This window comes from Bacillus sp. HY001 (assembly GCF_007558965.1).
Taxonomy (GTDB): Bacteria; Bacillota; Bacilli; order Bacillales; family Bacillaceae_G; genus Bacillus_A; species Bacillus_A mobilis.
Window position 1 is genome coordinate 101,057 of the sequence record NZ_VLTE01000036.1, and the last position, 22,457, is coordinate 123,513.

A 22,457-nucleotide genomic window follows, 5' to 3' on the forward strand; every position below is an offset into this window, starting at 1 on the left:
AGCTGTTAATTAGCTTGTTCTAAATTATCCTGCGAACTTCCATCGTCTTTTAAATGACTATGCTTTTTCGAATAAACAAAGTATACAACCACTCCGATTGCTAACCAAACACCGAAGTATATCCATGTTTTTAATGGTAAATTTACCATTAGGAATAGACAACATGCAACTGAAATAATCGGTAAAATCGGTACAAGTGGTACCATAAATCCACGTTGTAATTTCGGATGCGTTTTACGAAGAATGATAACAGTTACACCAACCATGGCGAATGTTAATAACGCTCCAATATTCGCTAAATTCGACAATTCTTTTAAATCGATAAATCCAGCAATTAAAGCACTACCAATTCCTGTTAACCAAACTGAAAATGTTGGCGCTTCAGTCTTCTTGTTAATTTTCGCGAAAGATTTTGGCAATAGACCGTCACGGCTCATTGCGAAGAATACACGAGTTGTTGCATAAATGTAAGCGAAAATTACAGCCATAATACCGATTACAGCTCCAATAGCAATTACACCAGCCACTTTATCTTGTCCTACAACTTCTAACACATATGCCATAGCTTCAGGTACATCTAATTCCTTATAAGAAACCATACCTGTCATAACGAGACAAACTACAACATAAATGATTGTACAAATCACTAACGAAGCAATAATACCAATCGGTAGATCACGTTGTGGATTTTTTACTTCTTCAGCAGAAGTTGCTAATGCATCAAATCCTAAGAAAGCAAAGAATACTGCTGCTCCCCCTGCGAACACTCCACTTAAACCGTACGGTGCAAATGGTATCCAGTTTTCTGGTTTCACGTAAAATACACCAACTGCAATGAATAAAACAACAATACCAATTTTAATTAATACCATTATGTTATTCACACGCTTACTTTCTTTCGTACCTCGTGATAATAACCAAGTTATCACTAACGTAACGATAACTGCTGGTAAGTTTACCATACCACCTTGTGCTGGAATCGTTAGCAATGCTTTTGGAATTTCAAGTCCCAATCCACTCACTAGGTTATGGAAATAACCCGTCCATCCTCCGGCTACTGCGGCAGTCGTTACGACATATACGGATAACAATGTCCATCCCATTAAATGGGCAACAAACTCACCAATTGTTGCATACGAATATGTGTACACACTACCTGAAACCGGCAGTGTAGATGCAACTTCTGCATAACATAACGCTGCAAATCCACAAACAATCGCTGCAATCATGAATGAAAAAATAACTGCTGGACCAGCATCTCTTGCTGCTACTAATCCTGTTAATACTAGAACTCCTGTACCGATTATCGCACCAATCCCTAGCATTGTTAGGTCGAATGCCCCTAGCGTTTTCGTTAAAGTTTTACTTTTACTTTCACCTAACAATTGCGTAACGGATTTCTTTTTAAATAGGTTGGCCACGATGTATGCCCCCTTTTGCCAAGAAGAGCTAAGAGATCTTCACTCTTAGCTCTTATCATGTTGGTTTATATATTGTTCGATTTTGTTTTGTATAATGCTTCTATTAGCAAGATACTGTTTCTGCTTCTAATAATTCTTTAGCACCTTTGTATTCTACACCGTGAGCTTCTGCAACTGCTTCGAATGTTACATAGCCATCTAATGTGTTAATACCTTTTAGTAATGCAGAGTTGCCTAGGCAAGCTTCTTTGTAGCCTTTGTTTGCAATTTGTACTGCATATGGTACTGTTACGTTTGTTAATGCAAGAGTTGATGTACGTGGAACCGCACCTGGCATGTTTGCAACTGCATAATGAACAACGCCGTGTTTTTCGTAAGTTGGGTTATCATGAGTTGTAATACGGTCAGTTGTTTCGAAAATACCACCTTGGTCAATCGCGATATCTACAACAACAGAACCTGGTTCCATTGATTTAATCATTTCTTCTGTTACAAGTTTTGGCGCTTTTGCACCTGGAATTAATACTGCACCGATTACAAGATCAGACTCTTTTACAGCTTCTGCAATATTGTAAGGATTAGACATTAAAGTTTTTACTTGGTTTCCGAAAATGTCATCTAATTGACGAAGACGTTCTGCACTTAAGTCGATGATTGTTACATCCGCACCTAGTCCAACTGCAATTTTAGCAGCATTTGTACCAGCTTGTCCACCACCGATGATTGTTACTTTACCACGTTTAACCCCTGGAACACCTGCAAGTAAGATACCTTTACCGCCTTTGTTTTTCTCAAGGAATTGTGCACCAATTTGTGCAGCCATACGACCAGCTACTTCACTCATAGGTGCAAGTAATGGTAGAGAACGGTTTTCTAATTGTACTGTTTCATATGCAATCGCAACAACTTTCTTTTCGATTAACGCTTTTGTTAATTCTGGTTCTGGAGCTAAGTGTAAGTATGTGAATAAGATCAAACCTTCGCTGAAGTGTTTGTATTCGCTTTCAATTGGTTCCTTAACTTTCATAACCATTTCCATGTTCCAAGCTTCTTCAGCTGTATCAACGATTTTTGCTCCCGCTTCAACATACTGAGCATCTGTGAAACCAGATCCTAAACCTGCACCCTTTTGAATGAATACTTCGTGATTGTTACGAATTAAATGTACAACACCTGCTGGTGTCATTGCCACACGGTTTTCGTTGTTTTTAATTTCTGCTGGTACCCCAATACGCATAATGAAATGCCCCCTTATAATTAACAGAAAAAAGAAAGTCTTTTTTCTTTTTGTAATAATTAATAACTTATGTCCTTATTCTAGCATAACTTAAAAGTTATGAAAACGCTAACATATCATTTTTTTAAAGTTTATATATTTAGAATAGTGTAAATATATGGAACATTGATTCTATTAGCCTCTTCGTTACATTCCATTATCTATCACCCTATTTTCATTATACTCCTTAAAAATAAGCAGCAATCATTTATTATTCGACAATAATGTAACAATGTAAAAAACCCCAATAATGCCGTATACATATACAATTATTAATTTACACAATACTTTAGGGATATATTCTTTTCATAAAAAAACAGCTGCGGGCATCTAGCCAGCAGCTGGGTAACTTATAAATAACTTGGAAAATAAATCATCTGTTGTTTCACTAATTTTATCAAACAGATCACTTTCTTCCGCTTCTTGTTCTTTTAGCATCTTAATTGTTTCACGTGCATCTTCAGGATAATCGGTAATGATACCATCTACGTTTAGCTTATAATATCCCTTTAAACTTTCCATATCGTTTACTGTCCATACATAAATTGGCTTATTTAACTTCCTTGCTTCTTTTACTAACTTCTTATTTAACATATATTCTTCAGCTACATAAAAATCAGCTTTCACATTCTTTAAGTTAGCTCTACTTGCATACAGTATATATCCGACTTTTATATCTGGATTTGCACGCTTAAACTCTTTAATAAGTGGGTAATGTAACGTTTGAATGACACATTGCTTCTCAAATTCATTATCTTTAATCACTTTTAATACTTTGTTTACGAAATCTTTTTCGCCACCATGAAGCTTCACTTCAATATTAAGCTTGATTTTCCCCTTTGCCAGCTTAATGATTTCATCAAGTGTACTGATTTGTCCTGAAAACCCATCTTGACTAAGGGTAAGCTGTCTTAACTCATCCATCGTTAAATCTGACACATGAACATTAGCATTAGCAAGGCGTTTCAGCTTCAAATCATGTATAACTGCTAGTTCACCGTCTTTTGTTTGCAGTACATCAATTTCAGCATAATCTGCTTTCGCATCAATAGCCCCCTGCACAGCTTCTTTCGTATTCTCTACACCTTTTGAAATATAACCACGATGAGCCATAATAATTGGTTCTTTATATGTGTTTGTAATAAAGGTCACAATGAAGGCAACTACCATCCCCGCAGTAATAATTCCTACAATATATACACCAATAAATTTCCAACGATGTTTTTGGAAGAAACATTTATCTGCTTTCGTTTTTGAATAATCTAATCCTTCTTCTAATAAAACATCTTCAACCGGAACCTTTTGTAAATACAATCTTGTTAACGCCATAATGTAAAACGGCGTCATAATAAAGCTAAATAGATACAATGTACTTGTTAAGAAGACTGAAATAGTTGACTCTGCTAGCAACGCAAATGTCCCTTCTGGGTTTGTAAATTCATATACTCCCCACAGACAAAGTAAATAAATTCCTACACATAAAAGAAAGACGATTCCTACAGATATGAAAAAACCTACTAAAAAGAACAATACTTTAAAGAAGCTTTCTTTTACTAAGTTTGCGCTTTTTCGTGCTGCCGTGCGGAACGGCTTTTCCTCTAAAACAATAATAGGTAAAACAAAAATCCAACGAAGATTTAAATAGGCAACTACAGCGAAGAAAGTATAATACCCAACTTGCCCCATTGTTGTCTTAAATAGTTCACCTGTAATAAAATTAGGAATTTGAATTTCAGGAATCAATGCAGATTTATAACCCATACTTAATAGCGGTAATAGTACAACTGCATACAAAACAAATCCAGGTAAGCAATATGTAAACAGGGAAGGTAAATACGTTACTGTTTTATACAGAATTGGACGTAATCTCACCTTTTGCCTTTTATGAGCGAAGTATGAAATGATAATAAGTACTGCAAACTCTGTAAAGATAAGAAACAATGCCAATATAGATAAAATTACAATCGCCAAAATCCCGTATGGTGTTTTCAAAAATGCTAATAACTCATCATTTGTTGCATTTGCATACCCACCAAAGTACAACAACTTATTGAAAATAATACCGAAAAGTGGGATAAACACAATCGCTGCTAACAATTTATAAGCAAGTTGGAATGTTAACACATTCCAAAAAGCAAATCTAACAGTTTGAAAGGAATGTCTCATTACTCCTGGTATAGATAGTCTTTTACGGTGTTGCATATATTCCTCCACATTCTAAAACGATATTTGAGATGGATTCCATATTTCCATTTCTAATCCATCTTTTTAATAATAATATATTCCGCCTAACATGAACACTCTTATACATCCAATGAAAAAAGTGATGGCTACTTCCCATCACTTTTTTCATTTACTCTATTTTTTCTCTAGCCCTTGCCCAAATGCTTTCAAGAAGCTAAAACCGAATGTAATGGCTCTATTGATATCTGGATCTTTTAACACTTTAAAGAAATCCATCACTTTTGTTTTTTTACCATTATTTAATTCATCTGTTGCAAATTGCAATCCAGTAACTAAACTCGATGTGATTTGCTTCGTTACTTCTGGGTCAACTGTGGATAGCGCTTCTCCCGCTCCCATCATATTGTTGAGTGCATTTTTAACTGGTTCACGATTTAATTGCTCCACAGCAATTTTTGAAACATCTTCCTTCGCAGCAAGCAAACTAATCGCCGCATCTAATATCCCAGCCTTCTGCAACTGCGCTAAAAGCTGCATCGTTTCCTCTACTGCTTCACGATTATTAGATAGCTCATTGAGAAGTTCATCTGCTACTTGCTGTTTCTGTTCTTCCTCTGTTACAACTTTCTTTTTAATTAACGTAATTTCTTTCGCCACTATCTTCGCCCCCTAGTCCACAAGTGATACGTATTGTTTTCTTTGCCATTTTTGCTCGATTTCAACACCATTTTGCGGATTACGCTTTTTATCTCGCGGGTTTGAAGACGGTAACGGACGATTTCCTTTTTCACGTAATACACGCATTTTCACCATCGTTTGTTTATATGCTGGTGTACATGTATAAAGGTCTGTTGCTGTCCCAGTTAAAATATTAATCGCTTCTTCATTTATCGTTGCATGCATCGGTAAATATAGCTCTTTCCCCGTTACACGATCCGTAACAAGCGCCTGTACTTTAATTTTTCCAAATGGTGATGCTAATTCCACAAGACCACCATCTTTCACATTGCGCTCTATAGCAAGTTCAGGTGAAATTTCAACGAATACTTCAGATACTTTAGATAAAATACCAGCCGACTTATTCGTCATGTTCCCTTCATGGAAATGTTCTAGCATACGACCATTATTTAAAAGTAAATCATACTCATCTGGCGCTACAACCGGTGGCACCCATTCATCTAATGATAAACGAGCTAGTTTATCTGGGAAGTTAAATCCGTCTACATATAATAGCGGTGTATCGCTACCATCATGACTGCCCCAACATAAACTATTCCATCCTTCTAGACGGTCGTACGTTGCTTGAGAGTATAACGGTGCAAGTGATGCGATTTCGTCCATAATTTCACTTGGACTTTCATAATTCCAATCCCCGCCTAGTGCACGAGCAACTTTTTGTAAAATCCACCAATCTGGTTTGGAATCACCCAGCGGTTTCAATACTTCATATAATCTTTGAATACGGCGCTCTGTATTCGTAAACGTTCCTTCTTTTTCTAAGCTTGGTGCCGCTGGTAAAATAACATCAGCAAAACGAGCTGTTTTTGATAGGAACATATCTTGTACAACGAGGAAATCTAAATTCGATAAAATATGTTGCACATGGTTCGCATTTGAATCGACTAAAGCCATTTCTTCACCCATGACATACATACCACGTAGTTTTCCTTCTTCTGCCGCAAGTAACATTGCAATATTATTTAATCCTGGCGCTTTCGGAATAGTTGTGCCGTATGCTTTTTCAAACTTAGCACGAAGCGTATCATCTGATACTGCTTGATAACCTGGAAGCCAGTTTGGTAATGTTGCCATATCACAAGCACCTTGTACGTTATTATGCCCGCGTAATGGATATGCACCTGCACCAGGACGACGATAGTTCCCCGTAACAAGCAGTAAATTTGAAATGGCAGCAGATGTTGTACTTCCTCCTGTATTTTGCGTTACACCCATTCCCCAAAGTATACAAGTACCATCTGCTTCATATACCATACGGGCCATGTCTTTCAGATTTTCTTTTGAAATCCCTGTAATTTCTTCTGTATAATCAAGCGTATACTTTTCTAACATTTTGCTATATTCATCAAAGTTCTTCACATTTTCAGCTAAAAACTTTTTATCGTGCCAATCTTGATCAATAATATATTTCGTAATACCAGCAAGCCATACGTAATCCGTACCTTGGCGCGGATGAATAAATAAATCCGCACGCTCTGCCATTTCATGTTTACGAAGGTCTGCTACGATTAGTTTTTGCTCGTGTAATTTATGAGCACGTTTTACTCTCGTAGCAAGTACAGGATGTCCTTCTGTTGGATTCGCACCAACGATAATAACAAGGCCTGCTTCCGCTATATCTTTCACTGTTCCAGCATCCCCGCCCATACCGACAGTTTTAAATAAACCGTCTGTCGCCGGAGATTGACAATAACGAGAACAGTTGTCCACATTATTCGTTCCATATATTTGTCGAGCTAGTTTTTGCATAAGGTAATTCTCTTCATTTGTTACTTTCGAAGAAGAGATGAACCCAAATGCATCGCTGCCGTATTCAGATTTAATATGCTGCATGGAAGAAGCAACAACCTCTAATGCTTCTTCCCATGAAGCTTCAACAAACATATCTCCTTGGCGAATTAATGGCTTCGTAATTCGATCTTCACTATTTACAAAGTCCCATCCAAATTTACCTTTTACACATGTGGAAATACCATTAACCGGTGCATCTGAAACAGGTTGAACTTTTAATATATGGCGATCTTTCGTCCATACTTCGAAGGAACAACCGACACCACAAAATGTACAAACTGTTTTTGTTTTATTCACTTTCGTCTTACGCATCGCAGCCTCTACTTCTGAAACCGCTAAAATACTACTATATCCCGGCTCAACATCCTTTACAAAATCAATCATCGGATCTAACACATCTGGTTTTAATCCTGTCATAAACCCAGCTTCACCTAACATTGATTTTTCCATTAACGCATTACACGGACATACTGTTACACACTGTCCACAACTTACACAAGATGAGTCATTTATGCTTACACCATGATCCCATATAACACGTGGACGATCTAAGTTCCAGTCTATCGATATAGTTTCATTAACCTGTAAGTTTTGACATACTTCTACACACTGTCCACAAGCAATACATTGATTTGGATCATACCGATAAAACGGATGTGACATATCTACTTCACAAGCACTTACTTTCGGCTCATATGGATATTTCTGTTCTTCAATTTCCATCATATGTACGGTGTTATGGACTTTACAGTTACCATTATTGTTATCACAAACAGTACAATACAATAAATGATTCTCTAATATACGATCCATCGCCTCAGTCTGTGCCTCTTTTGCACGCTGGGACTGTCTTTCGATATGCATACCATTCTCTAATTTCGTTGAACAAGCACGCATTAACTTCCCATTTACTTCTACAATACACGTATCACAAGTTTGAATTGGATCTACTTCTGGTACATGACAAATTTGAGGATGTTCCAAATTACTCTCGTTAAATAATTGTAGTATCGTCTTTTCACCCGATGTGGAAAATTCTTTACCATCCACGGTTACACGGACTGTCTGTTCTGCCATAGTTTCCCCTCTCCTTACAACCAACTGTACAACACAATTATGAATCCGTTTTCAAAATCGCATTACTGTACATATTTTTGAAACGCTCTGCCCAAATACTTTCTTATGAAGTCGATTCTAGATGTTATAAGGTATAACTACGAAAGCTTAAAAATATCACTATTCTACAGTTCTATTATATCGTACATATACAATAATAACCAAAATAATCTGTGATCTTCTTCCTAAGAGGTGTTTTTATTTTTTCCATTGTTTTATGATAAATATGGGAGAGAAATACATAAAAAAGGGGAATTTAATATGGAGCCTACGCAAGAAACTTATACAATTGTACGCTATCAATCTGGTACATTTTCAAAACAGCTTGATGAGATTGTTACAGAATCTCCTATTACTATTAAATTGAATGGTGAAGAATATGTAACAGTCGTATGCACACCAACCTATATTGAAGATATGGTAATTGGTTTTTTAATTTCTGAGGGGATTATTTCTTCTTATAAAGATGTTGAAGAACTATGGGTGCAAAAAGATAACGGAATTGTCCATGTAATATCATCAAAAGTAAATCCGCTCTATCAAACTTTATATAATAAGCGCTACATCACTTCTTGCTGTGGAAAAGGTAGACAAGGTTTTATTTTCGTTAACGATGCAGCAAAAGCAAAAGATTTACATGATATACACGTGAAAATTACTCCTGAAGAATGTTTTTACTTAATGAATACTTTACAACAATCTTCCACTACATTTCGCCAAACCGGCGGTGTTCACAATACCGCTCTATGTGATCGAAACAATATCCTCCTATCAAGAATGGATATCGGAAGACATAATGCATTAGATAAAATATATGGCCATTGTTTGCGCAACGATATATCTGTTAAAGGAAAAATTATTGCATTTAGCGGGCGCATTTCATCCGAAATTCTACTCAAAGTTTCAAAAATCGGATGTGAAATTGTTCTATCTAAATCTGCTCCAACAAAATTAGCATTACAACTCGCTCACGATTTAGGCATTACAGTCGTAGGATTTATTAGAAATGAATCTTGTAATATTTACACCCATCCACATAGAATTGATGGCTATCAATCGAATAACTAAAATAACTCCTCGGTTGAGGAGTTATTTTAGTTATAAAAATGTAATATATTAAAGACTTGAATAGTTAATAAAGTTAATATATAATTTCATTACATATTAAAAAACAAAACATTGTAGCATATATCTTTTCATTCTTTTACAAATTAAAAGAGACTGCTAACAAAACGCATACACAATCTTATAAAAATAATGGATGTATTTTATTTGAAATCGACCAAGGAGGTTACAACTATGGAAATTCGCTTATTAACGACAGAGGACGCAGAAATATATTTAAAGGTTTGTATGGAAGGTTTAACGAAAAATCCGGAAGCTTTTAGCTCTTCTTATGAAGATGTTCTGAAACATGAGGATCCTGTAGCTGCTATGGCAAAACGATTAAGTAATCCGGATAAGTATACTCTGGGGGTCTTCAAAGATAACGATTTAATCGGCATTGCTACTTTAGAAACAAAGCCTTTCATTAAACAAGAACATAAAGCTAAAATCGGTTCCGTTTTTGTTTCTCCTAAAGCGCGTGGCCTTGGGGCAGGACGAGCTCTAGTTAAAGCAATTATTGAAAACGCCGATAAATTACATGTAGAACAACTGATGCTCGATGTTGTAGTTGGTAACGCTGGTGCCAAAAAATTATATGAATCATTAGGTTTCCAAACTTACGGCGTACAAGAGCGTTCATTAAAACATAACGGTCAATATTGGGACGAGGAACATATGGTTCTGTTCTTAAATGATTAATACTTCAATATAGTTTTTTTAAAGCATCTTCTGATTAAGGAAGATGCTTTTTTCATTACAACAATGTAATCTTCATGTCACCTTTATCGATCGTACCAAACCTTTCCATTCATTATACTAAAAGTATAAAGTAAGGCACCAATCATGAAATGAACGTATAGCATTCAATTGATATATAAAGGAGAATGTGACATGAAACAAAACAAACGAGCTATGCTTTTAATATTTACTACAGCAATTGTAACTTCTGGGTTAGCAATTTTACCTTGGTTTATTATATGAACACTCCCCCTAACAACGAAAAAAGCTTATTGCTTCTTAAGAAGCAATAAGCTTTTACTATATTATAAAATCCCCAAAATTTTATTTACACAACTTATAATAATAACCATAGATACGGCAATGCACATGACAACCGTATTACGATCTTGCTTTTCTTTTTTTGAAATTTCTTCTTTTGGATTCATGTGTATGATCTCCTTTTAAAAAAAGTGTGAGATAGGAAATTTTTCTTATCCGATGCGAGGTGAATACGAAAACCCTCTCTATCTCACATACACAATAGAATGGAATTGTCATTTTATAAATAAAATGACATGACGTTATGTCGCAACATAGGGTATTTTGTGTCGCTACGTTTTCTATTATAAAAAATAGTTGTGCAAAACTAGTGCATTTTTTATGTCAATTGCTTTGAGTGAAAAAATCACTCTTCCACTCAATCACATAAAAAGAGTTTTTTATTATTTTCATGTAAACTATACAAGTAGAATGAACAGTTTGGGGTGCACAAGATTATGGTTAAAATTTTATTAGTAGACGATGAAGAACGCATGTTACGATTATTAGATCTGTTCTTAAGTCCTCGTGGCTATTTTTGTATGAAAGCTACTTCTGGCCTTGAAGCACTAAAGTTAATAGAACAAAAAGACTTCGATATTATTTTGTTAGATGTGATGATGCCGAATATGGATGGATGGGATACTTGCTATCAAATCCGTCAAATTTCCAACGTTCCAATTATTATGCTAACAGCTCGTAATCAAAATTACGATATGGTGAAAGGCCTCACTATGGGCGCGGATGACTATATTACAAAACCATTTGATGAGCATGTATTGGTTGCACGAATTGAGGCTATATTACGCCGTACAAAGAAAGATGGATTTGTTAGCTTCAATGGTATCGAGTGGGATAAAACGAAACATACTGTCACAGTATATGACGAAAAAATCTCACTAACACCTATCGAGTTTTCGTTACTTGGACTATTTTTACTAAATACAAACCGTGCTTATAGCCGAGATGATTTAATCGAAAAAATTTGGGGTTATGAAACAGACATTGAATATAGAACAATCGATTCACATATTCGCAATATCCGTGATAAATTACGCAAAAAAGGATTTCCAGTTGAAAATTACTTAGAAACAGTCTATAAAGTCGGATATAAATGGAAAAGTGAATAATTACTTCGGTCAGTGGACAATAGTATACCACTGACCCTTTATATGAAATAAGGTATGGTGAGAAAATGAGTAAACTTTCACTTAAAATTGGGACATACTTTTTAATATTAGCTTTATGTATTGAAACCATTGCTTTCGTATCTTTTTACAAAAGTATTTCAACAATGCGGATTGAGGAAGAAACACTTGCTCTTTTAGAAAAAGGTAATCGCTATAGTAACAAAATTACAAACCGCACAAAGTGGAGTGCAATTGCTAAAGAAAAGAAACACGTCGAACGCGCTGAATACAATAAAAATCCTAACCGTCCTATGTATTCAGAGTTCGATATCGCGGATGAAGCTGAACACTTAGTAGAATCAGAATCAATCGCTAACTCTGATATAGCTATCATTATAACTGACAATAATGGCAAAATCATTTCCAATTCAGAACCCGTAACAAAGGCAATGCAAAAACAACTTACTTGTAAAACAGAACCTATTCCAAAAGGCGGATTGATCGTCGAAAAGAACTGGAAAAAATCAAAATTCATCACAACGGTAAGCCCACTTAACACAGAAGAGTTTCAAGGAAAGTTATATATGTTATTAAAAACATCTTTTTTAGAAAATATGTTACTTAAACTCATGAACCAATTTCTTATCATTAGTGTCGTGACAATTATTTTAACGACTATTTCTGTCTTTGTTTTTTCTCGTGTTATTACAGAACCGCTTATAAAAATGAAGAGAGCGACAGAAAAAATGTCAAAATTAAATAAGCCAATTCAATTAGGGATTAAACGCAATGATGAACTTGGAAGCTTAGCAAAAACGATTGAAGATTTATCCAGTGAACTGACTTATATGAAAAAAGAACGCAATGAATTTCTCGCTAGTGTCGCCCATGAACTATTAACGCCATTGACCTATATGAAAGGTTATGCGAAGGTAGCAAAGAGAGACTCTTTAACGAAAGAAGAGCGTGAAGAATACTTACAAATCATTGAGGATGAAACAGATAGTGTAACCGATCTCGTCCAAGATTTATTTATGTTGGTGCAATTAGAACAACACCAGTTTGTTATCAAAAAACAAAAAGTAATCCTTAAACCATTTTTAGAACGAATGGTTGAAAAAACAAAAACAACATTAACAAATAAACAAATGCAACTCCATGTATATTGCAAAGATGATTTAGAAGTTTGCATAGACGAAAGACGTATGGAACAAGTTATGTTAAATTTATTACACAATGCTTATCAACATTCGCCTGAAAACACAACTATTACGATACGTGTACTCACAGAAACAGATTCATTTACAATAAGTGTAGATGATGAAGGAGAAGGTATTCCTGAAGAAGATATCTCACATATTTTTGATCGTTTTTATCGTGTTGATAAATCCAGAACGAGAGCTACTGGAGGCAAGGGTATCGGGCTAGCTGTTGCAAAAGAAATTGTAGAATTGCATAACGGTTCCATTCTAGTAACAAGCCAATTAGGAGTAGGAACAAACTTTATAATTGAGCTACCTTTTGAATAAGATGCGTGTGAAAACACCAGTAGTAGTAAACACTACTGGTGTTATTTTGTTCATAAAATCAGCTCATATAAGCTAAGCTTTTGAAATTATTCTTATTTCAATATAAAATAAAGGTACATTTGCAAAGATTTGGAGGGTGATATAATTGGATATCCATGTATTAACAAAAGACGAAGCGGAAATTTACTTAGAACTTCGTGTAGAAGGATTAAAGCAAAACCCTGAAGCTTTCAGCTCTTCTTATGAAGATATTATTAATAAAGAGTGTGCAATTGAATATAAAGCACAAAAATTAGCACAAGATGAAAACTATACGCTAGGTGCATTTAAAGATGGACAATTAATCGGGGTTGCAACACTGGAAACGAAACCATATGTAAAACAAGAACATAAAGCTAAAATCGGTTCTGTATATGTGTCTCCAAAAGCACGCGGACTTGGAGCAGGAAAAGCACTTATTAAAGAATGTCTTGAACTTGCTAAATCTTTAGAAGTAGAACAAGTTATGCTTGATGTTGTTGTTGGCAACGATGGAGCAAAAAAACTTTATGAATCATTAGGATTTAAAACATTTGGTGTACAAGAACGTTCGTTAAAATATAACGGACAATATTGGGACGAAGAGCATATGGTCTTATTCTTAGATGAAAATAAATAGTAAAAAACATCCTCATACTTGGAGGATGTTTTTTACTTTCTTGTATACCATGCCGTATGTAATAATTGAATCGCTTTCGCAATTTCTTCTTCTGATAAAATTGCAAACCCAAGTAAAACTACATTTTCAGGTGCAGTACCGTCTTTATAGTACGTAGAAACAGGATATAGCTTAATACTATATTTTGCCGCTTCTTTAATGAGTTCTTCTTCTCGCATTCCATTATGCACTTGTAATAAAATGTGTAATCCCGAATCTTCTCCTATTACTTCAACACGATTAGAGAAATACTTCTCTATTTCAAAAACAAGTCGATCTCTCTTTTTCCGGTAGACGACACGCATTTTATGAATATGTTTTTCCCAATAGCCTTCATTTAAAAACCTTCTTATCACTTCTTGATCCATTCTCGAAACACTTTGTGTATAAAACAAGTATTCCTTTTGATACTTGTTAATTAAATTCTTCGGTAATACTATATAGCTCATCCGTAATGAGGGCAACAAAGCTTTTGATAGCGTCCCCATATAAATAACTTTCCCATCTGTATCTAGTCCTTGTAGTGCGGGGATTGGCTTTCCTGAATAGCGAAATTCACTATCGTAATCATCTTCAATAATATATCTATCTTCTTCTTTCTTCGCCCATTGTAAAAGCTGCGTCCTTCTCGTAATAGGCATAATCATTCCATATGGGAATTGATGAGAGGGAGTTACAAATACAACATTTGCATCGCTATTTTCTAAATCTGCCATACAAATTCCGTCCCTATCTAAAGACAACATTTGAACCTTCTTTTCTCCCTGTTCAAAAACGACCATTTTCCTATGATAACCTGGGTTTTCAACTGCATACTTACTTCCATTCAACAATTGAAAAAGTAGCTTCACTAATATTTGCGTTCCCGCTCCTAATACAATTTGACTAGCTGAACAACGCACACCTCTAGATTCATACAAATAGCTCGCAATTTCCTCCCTTAAGCTCAATTCTCCTTGAGGGTGTCCAAGAAAAAGCAACTCATTATTATGTGGCTGCCATACATCATTTATAAGCTTGCGGTACATAGTGAATGGAAACGTATTCGTATCAACCCCTGTTTGGGTGAAATCAAATGTATAGTTCTCCTCCCGAAACGGCACTTCTTCTACTTTCACTTCGCTTCCTTCTACATAAATCATTTGTTCAACTTTACATACAAAATAACCTTTTCTCGATGCCGACTCTATATAACCTTCAGCAAGTAATTGCTCGTAAGCCGCTTCTACTGTATTCTTACTCACTTGTAAATAGCTCGCGAGCTTTCTTTTTGCAGGTAATTTTGTAAAAGCCGGAATTGTTCCATCTTTAATTTCTTTTTTTATATACTCATACAATTGCACATACAATGCCTTTTTACTATTCGTATTTAAATTAGGCGTTAATTCTAACATCATATCTGACCCCTTAATAAAACTAATATCTGATACTTTTTACAGTACCAGAAGTTATATATAATTCCTTTTATCATGTCACACATAAAAAATCAAATACTCGAGAGGAGATGCATGATCATGAACAACAATAGACGGATTGGACTCATTATGATTATTACAGGAGCTACCTTATGGGGATTATCTGGCCCAATGATTCAGTGGCTATTTCAACATACTAACGTATCATCAATTGATTTTTTGACGATACGCTTGTTGCTTGCGGGAATATTTATTTTATCTTTCTTACTTATAAAAAAACAAAACATATTTCAAATTTGGAAACATCCTAGACATTCTATACAACTTATTATTTTCTCTATTCTCGGCATGCTCGGTGCCCAATATGCCTTTATCGAAACAGTTCATATTAGTAATGCTGTTACAGCGACATTGTTTCAATTTCTAGGTCCTGTTCTTATTACCATTTATGTCGCATTTGAACAACGAAAATTCCCTGCTTCTCTGCAACTACTCGCAATTATAACAGCACTAACAGGGACGTACTTTATTATTACAAACGGTTCAATTGAAAATATTGTTTTATCAAAAGAAGCCATTATTTTTGGTCTATTAACAGCAATTGGCTTTGCATTTTATACCCTTCATCCAGCTTCTCTTATTAAAGAATGCGGAACAACTGTAGTAATTGGCTGGGGGATGTTAATCGGCGGCATTGCCCTGCTTATTTGTAATCGCTCGTTTGAATGGAATCAGCTTTCACAAACTTTTACACCAAAAACTTTTTCTATGCTTATTCTTATCATCATAAGTGGCACCCTTTCTTTCCTTCTTTATATCGGTAGTCTGAAATATTTAGCAGCAACAGAAACAAGCATTTTATCTAGCATTGAACCACTTGTAGCTGCCATTGTTTCAATCGCTTGGCTAAATGAATCCTTTGGAGCATATCAATTACTAGGCGGCGTATGTATCGTTCTTTCTGTTATTTTCTTAACGATGCCGCAAAAAGAACGAGAACCAACCTTTACAACTGAGCAAATATAAAAAATGTCAAAAGAGGTCGTACAAAACTTACGACCTCTTTTGACGTTTTAAAGGAATTGTCCCGCTTTCTAGCAAATACAATTACACTAACAATAAAAATTAGGAGTGTGACACCATGAAAAAAATTGGAACTATGCTACTTTTCTCCTTTCTCATCGCTGGATGCACACAAGCGCAGCCTGATTCAGAAGCACCTAAAAAAGAAGCTATCGCAACGTCATCCACTCAAGTTAATGCACCTTCCTTCTTTCACCTTAGCGTTTTAAAAGATGTAAATTGGGAAGAAACACCCTCCTTCATACAAGAAAAAGTACCTTTAAAAGGCATCGAAGAAAAAGTCGCAATGGCTGATAAACCTATTATCGCAAATGAACACAATGAAATGATGTGGTACTTTTTAGATCCTGAAATGCCAACTGGTAAACTATCTATTATTGCACTAAAACAAGGATCAGTAACCCCAACACCCGTACTCTTTCAACAAGAAGATTCTAAACCAACTTGGACTACTTCAAATACAATTGATTCTACTACAACCGAACTCCCACTCACTATGTCACTACCTTCATCTGGATTATGGGTATTAAACATATATGTAAATGAAAAATATTATGAGCAATTTGTAATCACCGCTAAGTAAAGTGACAAAAATAAAGCACTTTCTTACAACAATGTAATTTCTACGTCATGTACTTCGATAGTTGAAGTATCTCTCTTCTCTTATACTTAAAGTAAGAAATGAAACGAGGAGAGATGAGAGATGAAAAAAGTGATAGAAGTGATCGTAGCAGTAACTGAGGTTTTAGTAAATGGTAAACAAGTTTCAATGGAATTAAATAAATAGTGAAGAAACATAAATAATTCTACACTTCTTCATTATTTTGATTTCTTATCTCAAAAAAGCAGTGCCTTTTTAGGCACTGCTTTTTGCTATTAATAACTTGGTATTGTCGTAATTTGCGCCACGCCTGAATCAATAGCTGCCTTCGCTACTGCTTCCGCAACACTTGGAACAACTCTTTTATCTAACGGATTCGGGATTACATAATTCGTATTACGTTCTTCGTCCGTAATGATGTTAGCGATCCCATATGCTGCCGCTAATTTCATCTCTTCTGTAATATCCGTCGCGCGCATATCTAACGCACCACGGAATATCCCTGGGAACGCCAATACATTATTTACTTGATTCGCATAATCCGAGCGCCCGGTTCCTACTACAGCTGCCCCAGCCTCTAATGCATCCTCTGGAAAGATTTCTGGAATTGGATTCGCCATAGCAAACACAATTGCTTTCTCATTCATCGTTTGTACAAGTTCTTTCGTTAATACGTTAGGAGCAGATACACCAATAAAAATATCAGCTTGATGAATCGCTTCTTTTAACGTTCCACGCACATATTCTCGATTTGTCTTTTTAGAAACTTCAATTTGTGCTTCGTTCATCCATGATTCACCTTCACAAACAATACCTTCTAAGCTAACTAACGTAATGTGTTTTGCACCAGCCTTTAATAATAATTTTCCAATTGCAATTCCTGCCGAACCCGCACCGTTAATAACAATTTTTACATTATCCATTTGTTTGCTAACAACTTTTAATGCATTAATAACAGCTGCCAAGACGACAATAGCGGTTCCATGTTGATCATCATGGAATACAGGAATATTTATTTCTGCTTTTAATCGCTTTTCAATTTCAAAACAACGTGGTGCCGCAATATCTTCTAAGTTAATTCCTGCAAACGTAGGCTCTAAATTTTTCACAAGGGTAACGATTTCATCCACATCAGTCGTACCTAAACATAACGGGAAAGCATCTACATTCGCAAATTTCTTAAATAAAATACTCTTCCCTTCCATAACAGGCATAGCTGCTTTCGGTCCAATATTCCCTAAACCAAGTACCGCTGTTCCATCTGAGACAACTGCCACCATATTACCGCGTGCTGTATAGTCATACACTGTTTCTTCATCCGCCGCAATTGCTTTGCAAGACTCCGCTACACCTGGTGTATATGTCAGGCTTAAATCATCCGCTGAATTTACTTCTACTTTACTTGTAATTTCAATTTTCCCTACTAATTCTTTATGCAATAACAATGATCTTTCATTAATTTGATTCTCTAACATACTTATAATCTCCCCTTAATTTGACAAGCTAGCTATATGAATATAGCTAGCTTGTTTGATCATGAAAACATTTTTAATAAAATTGTCGCTGTTACAACCATTGCTGCCCCGCCTAAGCGTGTTGAAATTTGCGCAAACGGCATTAATTCCATACGATTTGAAGCTGATAAAATAGCAACATCTCCAGTTCCACCTAAACCACTATGACATCCCGTTACAATTGCTGATTCAACTGGATACATTTTCATCACTTTCCCTACAAGAAAACCTGTTGCTACCATTGTAAGAACAACTGATGCGCACACAACAACATATCCTACTGAAAGAACTGCTGCTACGTCTTTTAGCGGAATATATAGCAACCCTAATCCGACCATTAACGGCCAAGTTAAATTCTTCGAAATAAATTTATATAAATGGAATGCTCCTTGCTCCATTTTTGCTGGCATTAATTTAAAATATTTCACAAGTGCTGCTGAAAAAATCATAATGATTGCTCCAGGAATACCGATGAACTTAGAAGCAAATCCCCCAAAGATGAAGAACGTACACGCAATTAATAAACCTGCTCCCATTAATGAGAAGTCAATTGGCTTCTCTGTATTTTGTTCTTTTAATAACTCTGCTTGATTATCTGTTTTCACTAATACACCGTTACCACTAAGTTCCGGCTTCTTCTCACCTAAACGCTTCATATACCCTGCACTCACGATTGCGAACATATTTCCAATAATAGCCGCTGGAATAAGCTGCGATACAAACGTTGCTGATGATTCATTTAAAATATCACTATAAGCTAATGACAATGGTAAAATCCCTTCTCCGATACCACCACTCACAATGGGTACGATGATAAAGAAGAAAGTTTGCTTCATTTCAAATCCAAATAGTGAACCGACCAATAACCCTACTGCTACAGAAGCTAACGTTCCTACTACTAAGGGAATAAACATACGAACGAAACCTTGTACTAACACTTTACGGTTCATTCCTAAAATACTTCCGACTACTAAACAAGAAATATATAAATATAAAAAGTTCGATTTTTTCATTAACATAGTTGCAGCTTCCATTGAAGCTGGATTCATCCAGTTAAAGAATACAAGTAATGATGGAATAAATAACGAAAGTATTGCTGGACCACCGATATTTTTCAAAATTGGAATTCTCATCCCAATGTCGCCTAAGAAAATACCCATGATCATAATAACTGCAAATCCACCAATCATATCTGCTGGCAATTTATTATATACAGATGCCCCATAAATAATAGCAGCCAATACTACATATAACGGTAAAGGTATAACACCGATTTTTACATTCATAATTTTAGAAGCGAACGATTCTCTTTGTACTTCATTTCCTTCAGAAAATGATACCGCTTCCACATTCTTTTGAATTCCCATATGGCACCCCCTTGTTTTCTTAATAACAATATTAAAACGCTTTCAATAGTAAAAATAGTTTTTGTAAGTTTTGTAATTGATTTTGTAATTAAAAAAAGTATAAGCGACTTATAATAAGTCGCTTATACGTAAAACTCTATTTTTTTTTGGTCAATACATCTTAATTTACTCACTGGTCTTCCCACATGTTGATACACCATTTCGTTTTCTAATACTCCAATTTCAGTCAAAAACATTACATACTTTCGAATAGAAACTCTTGAAACTCCTACTAATTGTGCCATTTCGTCTGTTGTAAATGCTCGTCCATTCAACGACTCGATCTTCTGCCAAATTAATTGCATCGTTTGCTTCGTTAATCCTTTCGGAAGCTCTTTAGTAACAATAGGCTCTTTTTTTTCTTTTTGCAAAATTAACGAATCTAATTCGGATTGACTAATTTTTTGTTGTTCTTTCATGAAAGTAAGTTTTTCTCGATATATAGTTAATGCCTTTTTAAATCGTTCAAATGTAAATGGTTTAATTAAATAATCTACTACGCCATATTGTAATGCTTTTTTAATACTCCCCATATCATGTACAGCTGAAATCATTATAATATCGATTTCTTTTTCTTGGTTCCGAATATACATTAAAAGCTCAAATCCAGTCTCTTCAGGCATAAAAATATCAAGTAATACTAAATCTACTCGTGATTTCTCTAATACTTCTATCGCTGATTTTACGGAGTTAACTGCTTGAACAAGTTCAAACCCTCCTACTTGCTCTAAATAATGCGTATTTAACATTGCTACCATCGGGTCATCTTCTACAATTAAAACTTTAATCATATTTGCCTCTCATCCCTACCTTTAGGTATTTCAATTGTTATCGTTGTTCCCTTTCCTACTAATGAATGCATATGAATTTCCCCATTTATTCGCTGTATACTTTCTTTTACAAGATACAAACCATAACCACGGTTATCTCCCTTTGTGGAATAACCTTTCGTAAATAATGCCCCTATTTCTTCTTCTGGTATACCTTTCCCCGTATCTTGTACTGTAATGATTAATGTATCACCATATTGTATCTCAAGTTCAACTTGCTTCTTTTCACAATTCGTCACTGCCTCTAATGCATTATCAATTAAATTTCCGACAATCGTAATTAGTTCATGAATAATACTTTCATCATCTATTTCCGGCATGTAAGAGTCTTCACTTATGATTAATTTTATATTTTTCTCTCTAGCATAGCTAAGTTTCCCAAGTAAAAAACCAGCAAATACTGGACTTTTTACTCTTTCCATAACCCCACCAATTTCATATTGATGCTCTGATACCATACCGCTTATATACTTCTGCAATTCTTCATACTGCTTCATGTGTGTAAGCCCTAATACGACATGCATTTTATTCATAAATTCATGCGATTGTGCCCGTAATGCTTCCGCATATAGTCTAATACCAGTTAATTCTTCTGCTAATTTTCTAATCTCTGTTTTATCACGAAATGTTGCAATCGCACCAACTATTTCTCCTTTTACATATAAAGGAACACGATTCGTCACAATCGTAATTCCATAAATATTTTGTTCTTCGTTTAATTGTACCTCTCCCGTTTGTAATACTTCTTTTATACGTGAATTAGGCATATACAACTCAACATCTTTACCAATAAAATCTTCTTCAAGACCACTTTTCTTAAACAATCGTTTTGCCTCATTATTTATTAAAGTTACATTGGCCTCTTTATCTACAGCAATAATACCTTCCTTTACAGATTGTAGCATCGTATTTCTTTCTTCAAGAATTTTTGCTATCCTGTGAGGTTCAAGACCAAATAAACTTTTCTTTATATGTCTAGCTAGTAATATTGCTCCTATAATTCCGACTAGTACTCCAACTCCAACTCCAATATAAATGATATGTCTACTTTCCTTAACTCTCTCTTTTACATTATCTGCTGAAATACCAACGGCCACCGCTCCAAGTTGTTCACCTGTTTCAGAAAATACAGGTACAAACACTCGCATTGAAATACCTAAAGTTCCTTCTGCCAGCGATACATGTTCCTTTCCTTTCAATGCAGGCCCTTCATCTCCCCCAATAAAATGATGACCTATTTTTTGAGGATTTGGATGTGATTTTCTTATTCCATTCATGTCCATAACTACAATAAATTGAACACCTGTGTTTTTTAATATTCTATTTGTATACGTTTGGATTGCAGAAGTATCTGCTTTCCCAGTCAAACCATCGATTACAATCGAATCATTCGCCACAATGTGTGCAATTGTTTTTGCTTTCTCTGCTTGGCTATCCTCCGTCGTCCGTTCTACATTATGACTAATTAATATATCTGTCACAAGTAAAGAAAAAATTACAACTGTACAAACTAACAATGTAATCGTTTTCCATAAATTCCATAGTCTTTTTCTTTTCTTCATCCCGTTAATGACTCCCCTA

Annotated in this window: 18 protein-coding genes; 7 read left to right on the plus strand and 11 right to left on the minus strand. The window is 35.3% G+C overall.

Annotation, left to right across the window (positions count from 1 at the left end):
* Positions 1-5 precede the first annotated feature (5 nt).
* The 5 genes from FOT98_RS18845 to fdhF form a co-directional block, all read right to left on the minus strand.
* A complete protein-coding gene (locus FOT98_RS18845) occupies positions 6-1,421 on the minus strand; it encodes an amino acid permease (protein ID WP_001284886.1) in 1,416 nt (471 codons plus the stop codon).
* Positions 1,422-1,524: 103 nt separating this feature from the next.
* The gene (gene ald / locus FOT98_RS18850) at positions 1,525-2,658 is read right to left on the minus strand and encodes an alanine dehydrogenase (RefSeq protein WP_001219741.1); all 1,134 of its coding nucleotides are present in this window, start codon (positions 2,656-2,658) and stop codon (positions 1,525-1,527) included.
* Positions 2,659-3,027: 369 nt separating this feature from the next.
* Positions 3,028-4,899 (minus strand): glycerophosphoryl diester phosphodiesterase membrane domain-containing protein, encoded by a 1,872-nt coding sequence (locus FOT98_RS18855; protein ID WP_061676978.1) that lies wholly within the window; start codon positions 4,897-4,899, stop codon positions 3,028-3,030.
* A gap of 156 nt (positions 4,900-5,055) precedes the next feature.
* Positions 5,056-5,538, minus strand: a complete 483-nt coding sequence (locus FOT98_RS18860; protein ID WP_063261614.1) for a helical membrane plugin domain-containing protein — start codon at positions 5,536-5,538, stop codon at positions 5,056-5,058.
* A gap of 12 nt (positions 5,539-5,550) precedes the next feature.
* Complete coding sequence (fdhF, locus tag FOT98_RS18865) at positions 5,551-8,487, minus strand: formate dehydrogenase subunit alpha (protein ID WP_063261615.1); 2,937 nt, start codon at positions 8,485-8,487, stop codon at positions 5,551-5,553.
* Between the two features lie 300 nt (positions 8,488-8,787).
* On the opposite strand from fdhF, the gene fdhD reads away from it, so the two are divergent.
* Both fdhD and FOT98_RS18875 read left to right on the plus strand, forming a co-directional pair.
* Positions 8,788-9,594: a formate dehydrogenase accessory sulfurtransferase FdhD gene (fdhD, locus tag FOT98_RS18870; RefSeq protein ID WP_063261616.1), complete on the plus strand. Its 807-nt coding sequence runs from the start codon at positions 8,788-8,790 to the stop codon at positions 9,592-9,594.
* A 231-nt stretch (positions 9,595-9,825) separates the two neighbouring features.
* Complete coding sequence (locus FOT98_RS18875) at positions 9,826-10,332, plus strand: GNAT family N-acetyltransferase (RefSeq protein WP_063261617.1); 507 nt, start codon at positions 9,826-9,828, stop codon at positions 10,330-10,332.
* A gap of 344 nt (positions 10,333-10,676) precedes the next feature.
* Here the strand turns inward: FOT98_RS18875 and FOT98_RS32990 are convergent, their stop codons facing one another.
* Complete coding sequence (locus FOT98_RS32990) at positions 10,677-10,799, minus strand: hypothetical protein (RefSeq protein WP_001068388.1); 123 nt, start codon at positions 10,797-10,799, stop codon at positions 10,677-10,679.
* Positions 10,800-11,129: 330 nt separating this feature from the next.
* Between FOT98_RS32990 and FOT98_RS18880 the strand changes: the two genes are divergently transcribed.
* The 3 genes from FOT98_RS18880 (at position 11,130) to FOT98_RS18890 (ending at position 13,988) form a co-directional block, all read left to right on the plus strand.
* Positions 11,130-11,801, plus strand: a complete 672-nt coding sequence (locus tag FOT98_RS18880; RefSeq protein ID WP_063261618.1) for a response regulator transcription factor — start codon at positions 11,130-11,132, stop codon at positions 11,799-11,801.
* A 65-nt stretch (positions 11,802-11,866) separates the two neighbouring features.
* A complete protein-coding gene (locus tag FOT98_RS18885; protein WP_071720954.1) occupies positions 11,867-13,330 on the plus strand; it encodes a sensor histidine kinase in 1,464 nt (487 codons plus the stop codon).
* 145 nt (positions 13,331-13,475) lie between these two features.
* Positions 13,476-13,988 (plus strand): GNAT family N-acetyltransferase, encoded by a 513-nt coding sequence (locus FOT98_RS18890; RefSeq protein ID WP_000351216.1) that lies wholly within the window; start codon positions 13,476-13,478, stop codon positions 13,986-13,988.
* Between the two features lie 32 nt (positions 13,989-14,020).
* Here FOT98_RS18890 and pdxR read toward each other — a convergent pair whose 3' ends face one another.
* Positions 14,021-15,421, minus strand: coding sequence for a MocR-like pyridoxine biosynthesis transcription factor PdxR (gene pdxR / locus FOT98_RS18895; protein WP_063261637.1), 1,401 nt, complete (start codon positions 15,419-15,421; stop codon positions 14,021-14,023).
* 120 nt (positions 15,422-15,541) lie between these two features.
* Between pdxR and FOT98_RS18900 the strand changes: the two genes are divergently transcribed.
* Together FOT98_RS18900 and FOT98_RS18905 are read left to right on the plus strand one after the other, a co-directional pair.
* A complete protein-coding gene (locus FOT98_RS18900; RefSeq protein WP_063261620.1) occupies positions 15,542-16,468 on the plus strand; it encodes a DMT family transporter in 927 nt (308 codons plus the stop codon).
* Positions 16,469-16,583: 115 nt separating this feature from the next.
* Complete coding sequence (locus FOT98_RS18905; protein ID WP_063261621.1) at positions 16,584-17,108, plus strand: DUF4871 domain-containing protein; 525 nt, start codon at positions 16,584-16,586, stop codon at positions 17,106-17,108.
* 293 nt (positions 17,109-17,401) lie between these two features.
* On the opposite strand, the gene FOT98_RS18910 is transcribed toward FOT98_RS18905, so the two are convergent.
* The 4 genes from FOT98_RS18910 to FOT98_RS18925 all read right to left on the minus strand — a co-directional run bounded on the left by FOT98_RS18910 (position 17,402) and on the right by FOT98_RS18925 (position 22,438).
* Positions 17,402-18,601, minus strand: coding sequence for an NAD(P)-dependent malic enzyme (locus FOT98_RS18910; RefSeq protein ID WP_063261622.1), 1,200 nt, complete (start codon positions 18,599-18,601; stop codon positions 17,402-17,404).
* Positions 18,602-18,660: 59 nt separating this feature from the next.
* Positions 18,661-20,007, minus strand: coding sequence for a 2-hydroxycarboxylate transporter family protein (locus FOT98_RS18915; RefSeq protein ID WP_063261623.1), 1,347 nt, complete (start codon positions 20,005-20,007; stop codon positions 18,661-18,663).
* Positions 20,008-20,129: 122 nt separating this feature from the next.
* Entirely contained in the window at positions 20,130-20,837 is a 708-nt protein-coding gene (locus FOT98_RS18920) for a response regulator (RefSeq protein WP_063261624.1), read from the minus strand.
* On the minus strand, positions 20,834-22,438 hold the full coding sequence (locus FOT98_RS18925; protein WP_061676990.1) for a sensor histidine kinase: 1,605 nt from the start codon (positions 22,436-22,438) through the stop codon (positions 20,834-20,836). Before FOT98_RS18925 ends, FOT98_RS18920 begins: the two co-directional genes overlap by 4 nt.
* Between the last annotated feature and the right edge of the window lie 19 nt (positions 22,439-22,457).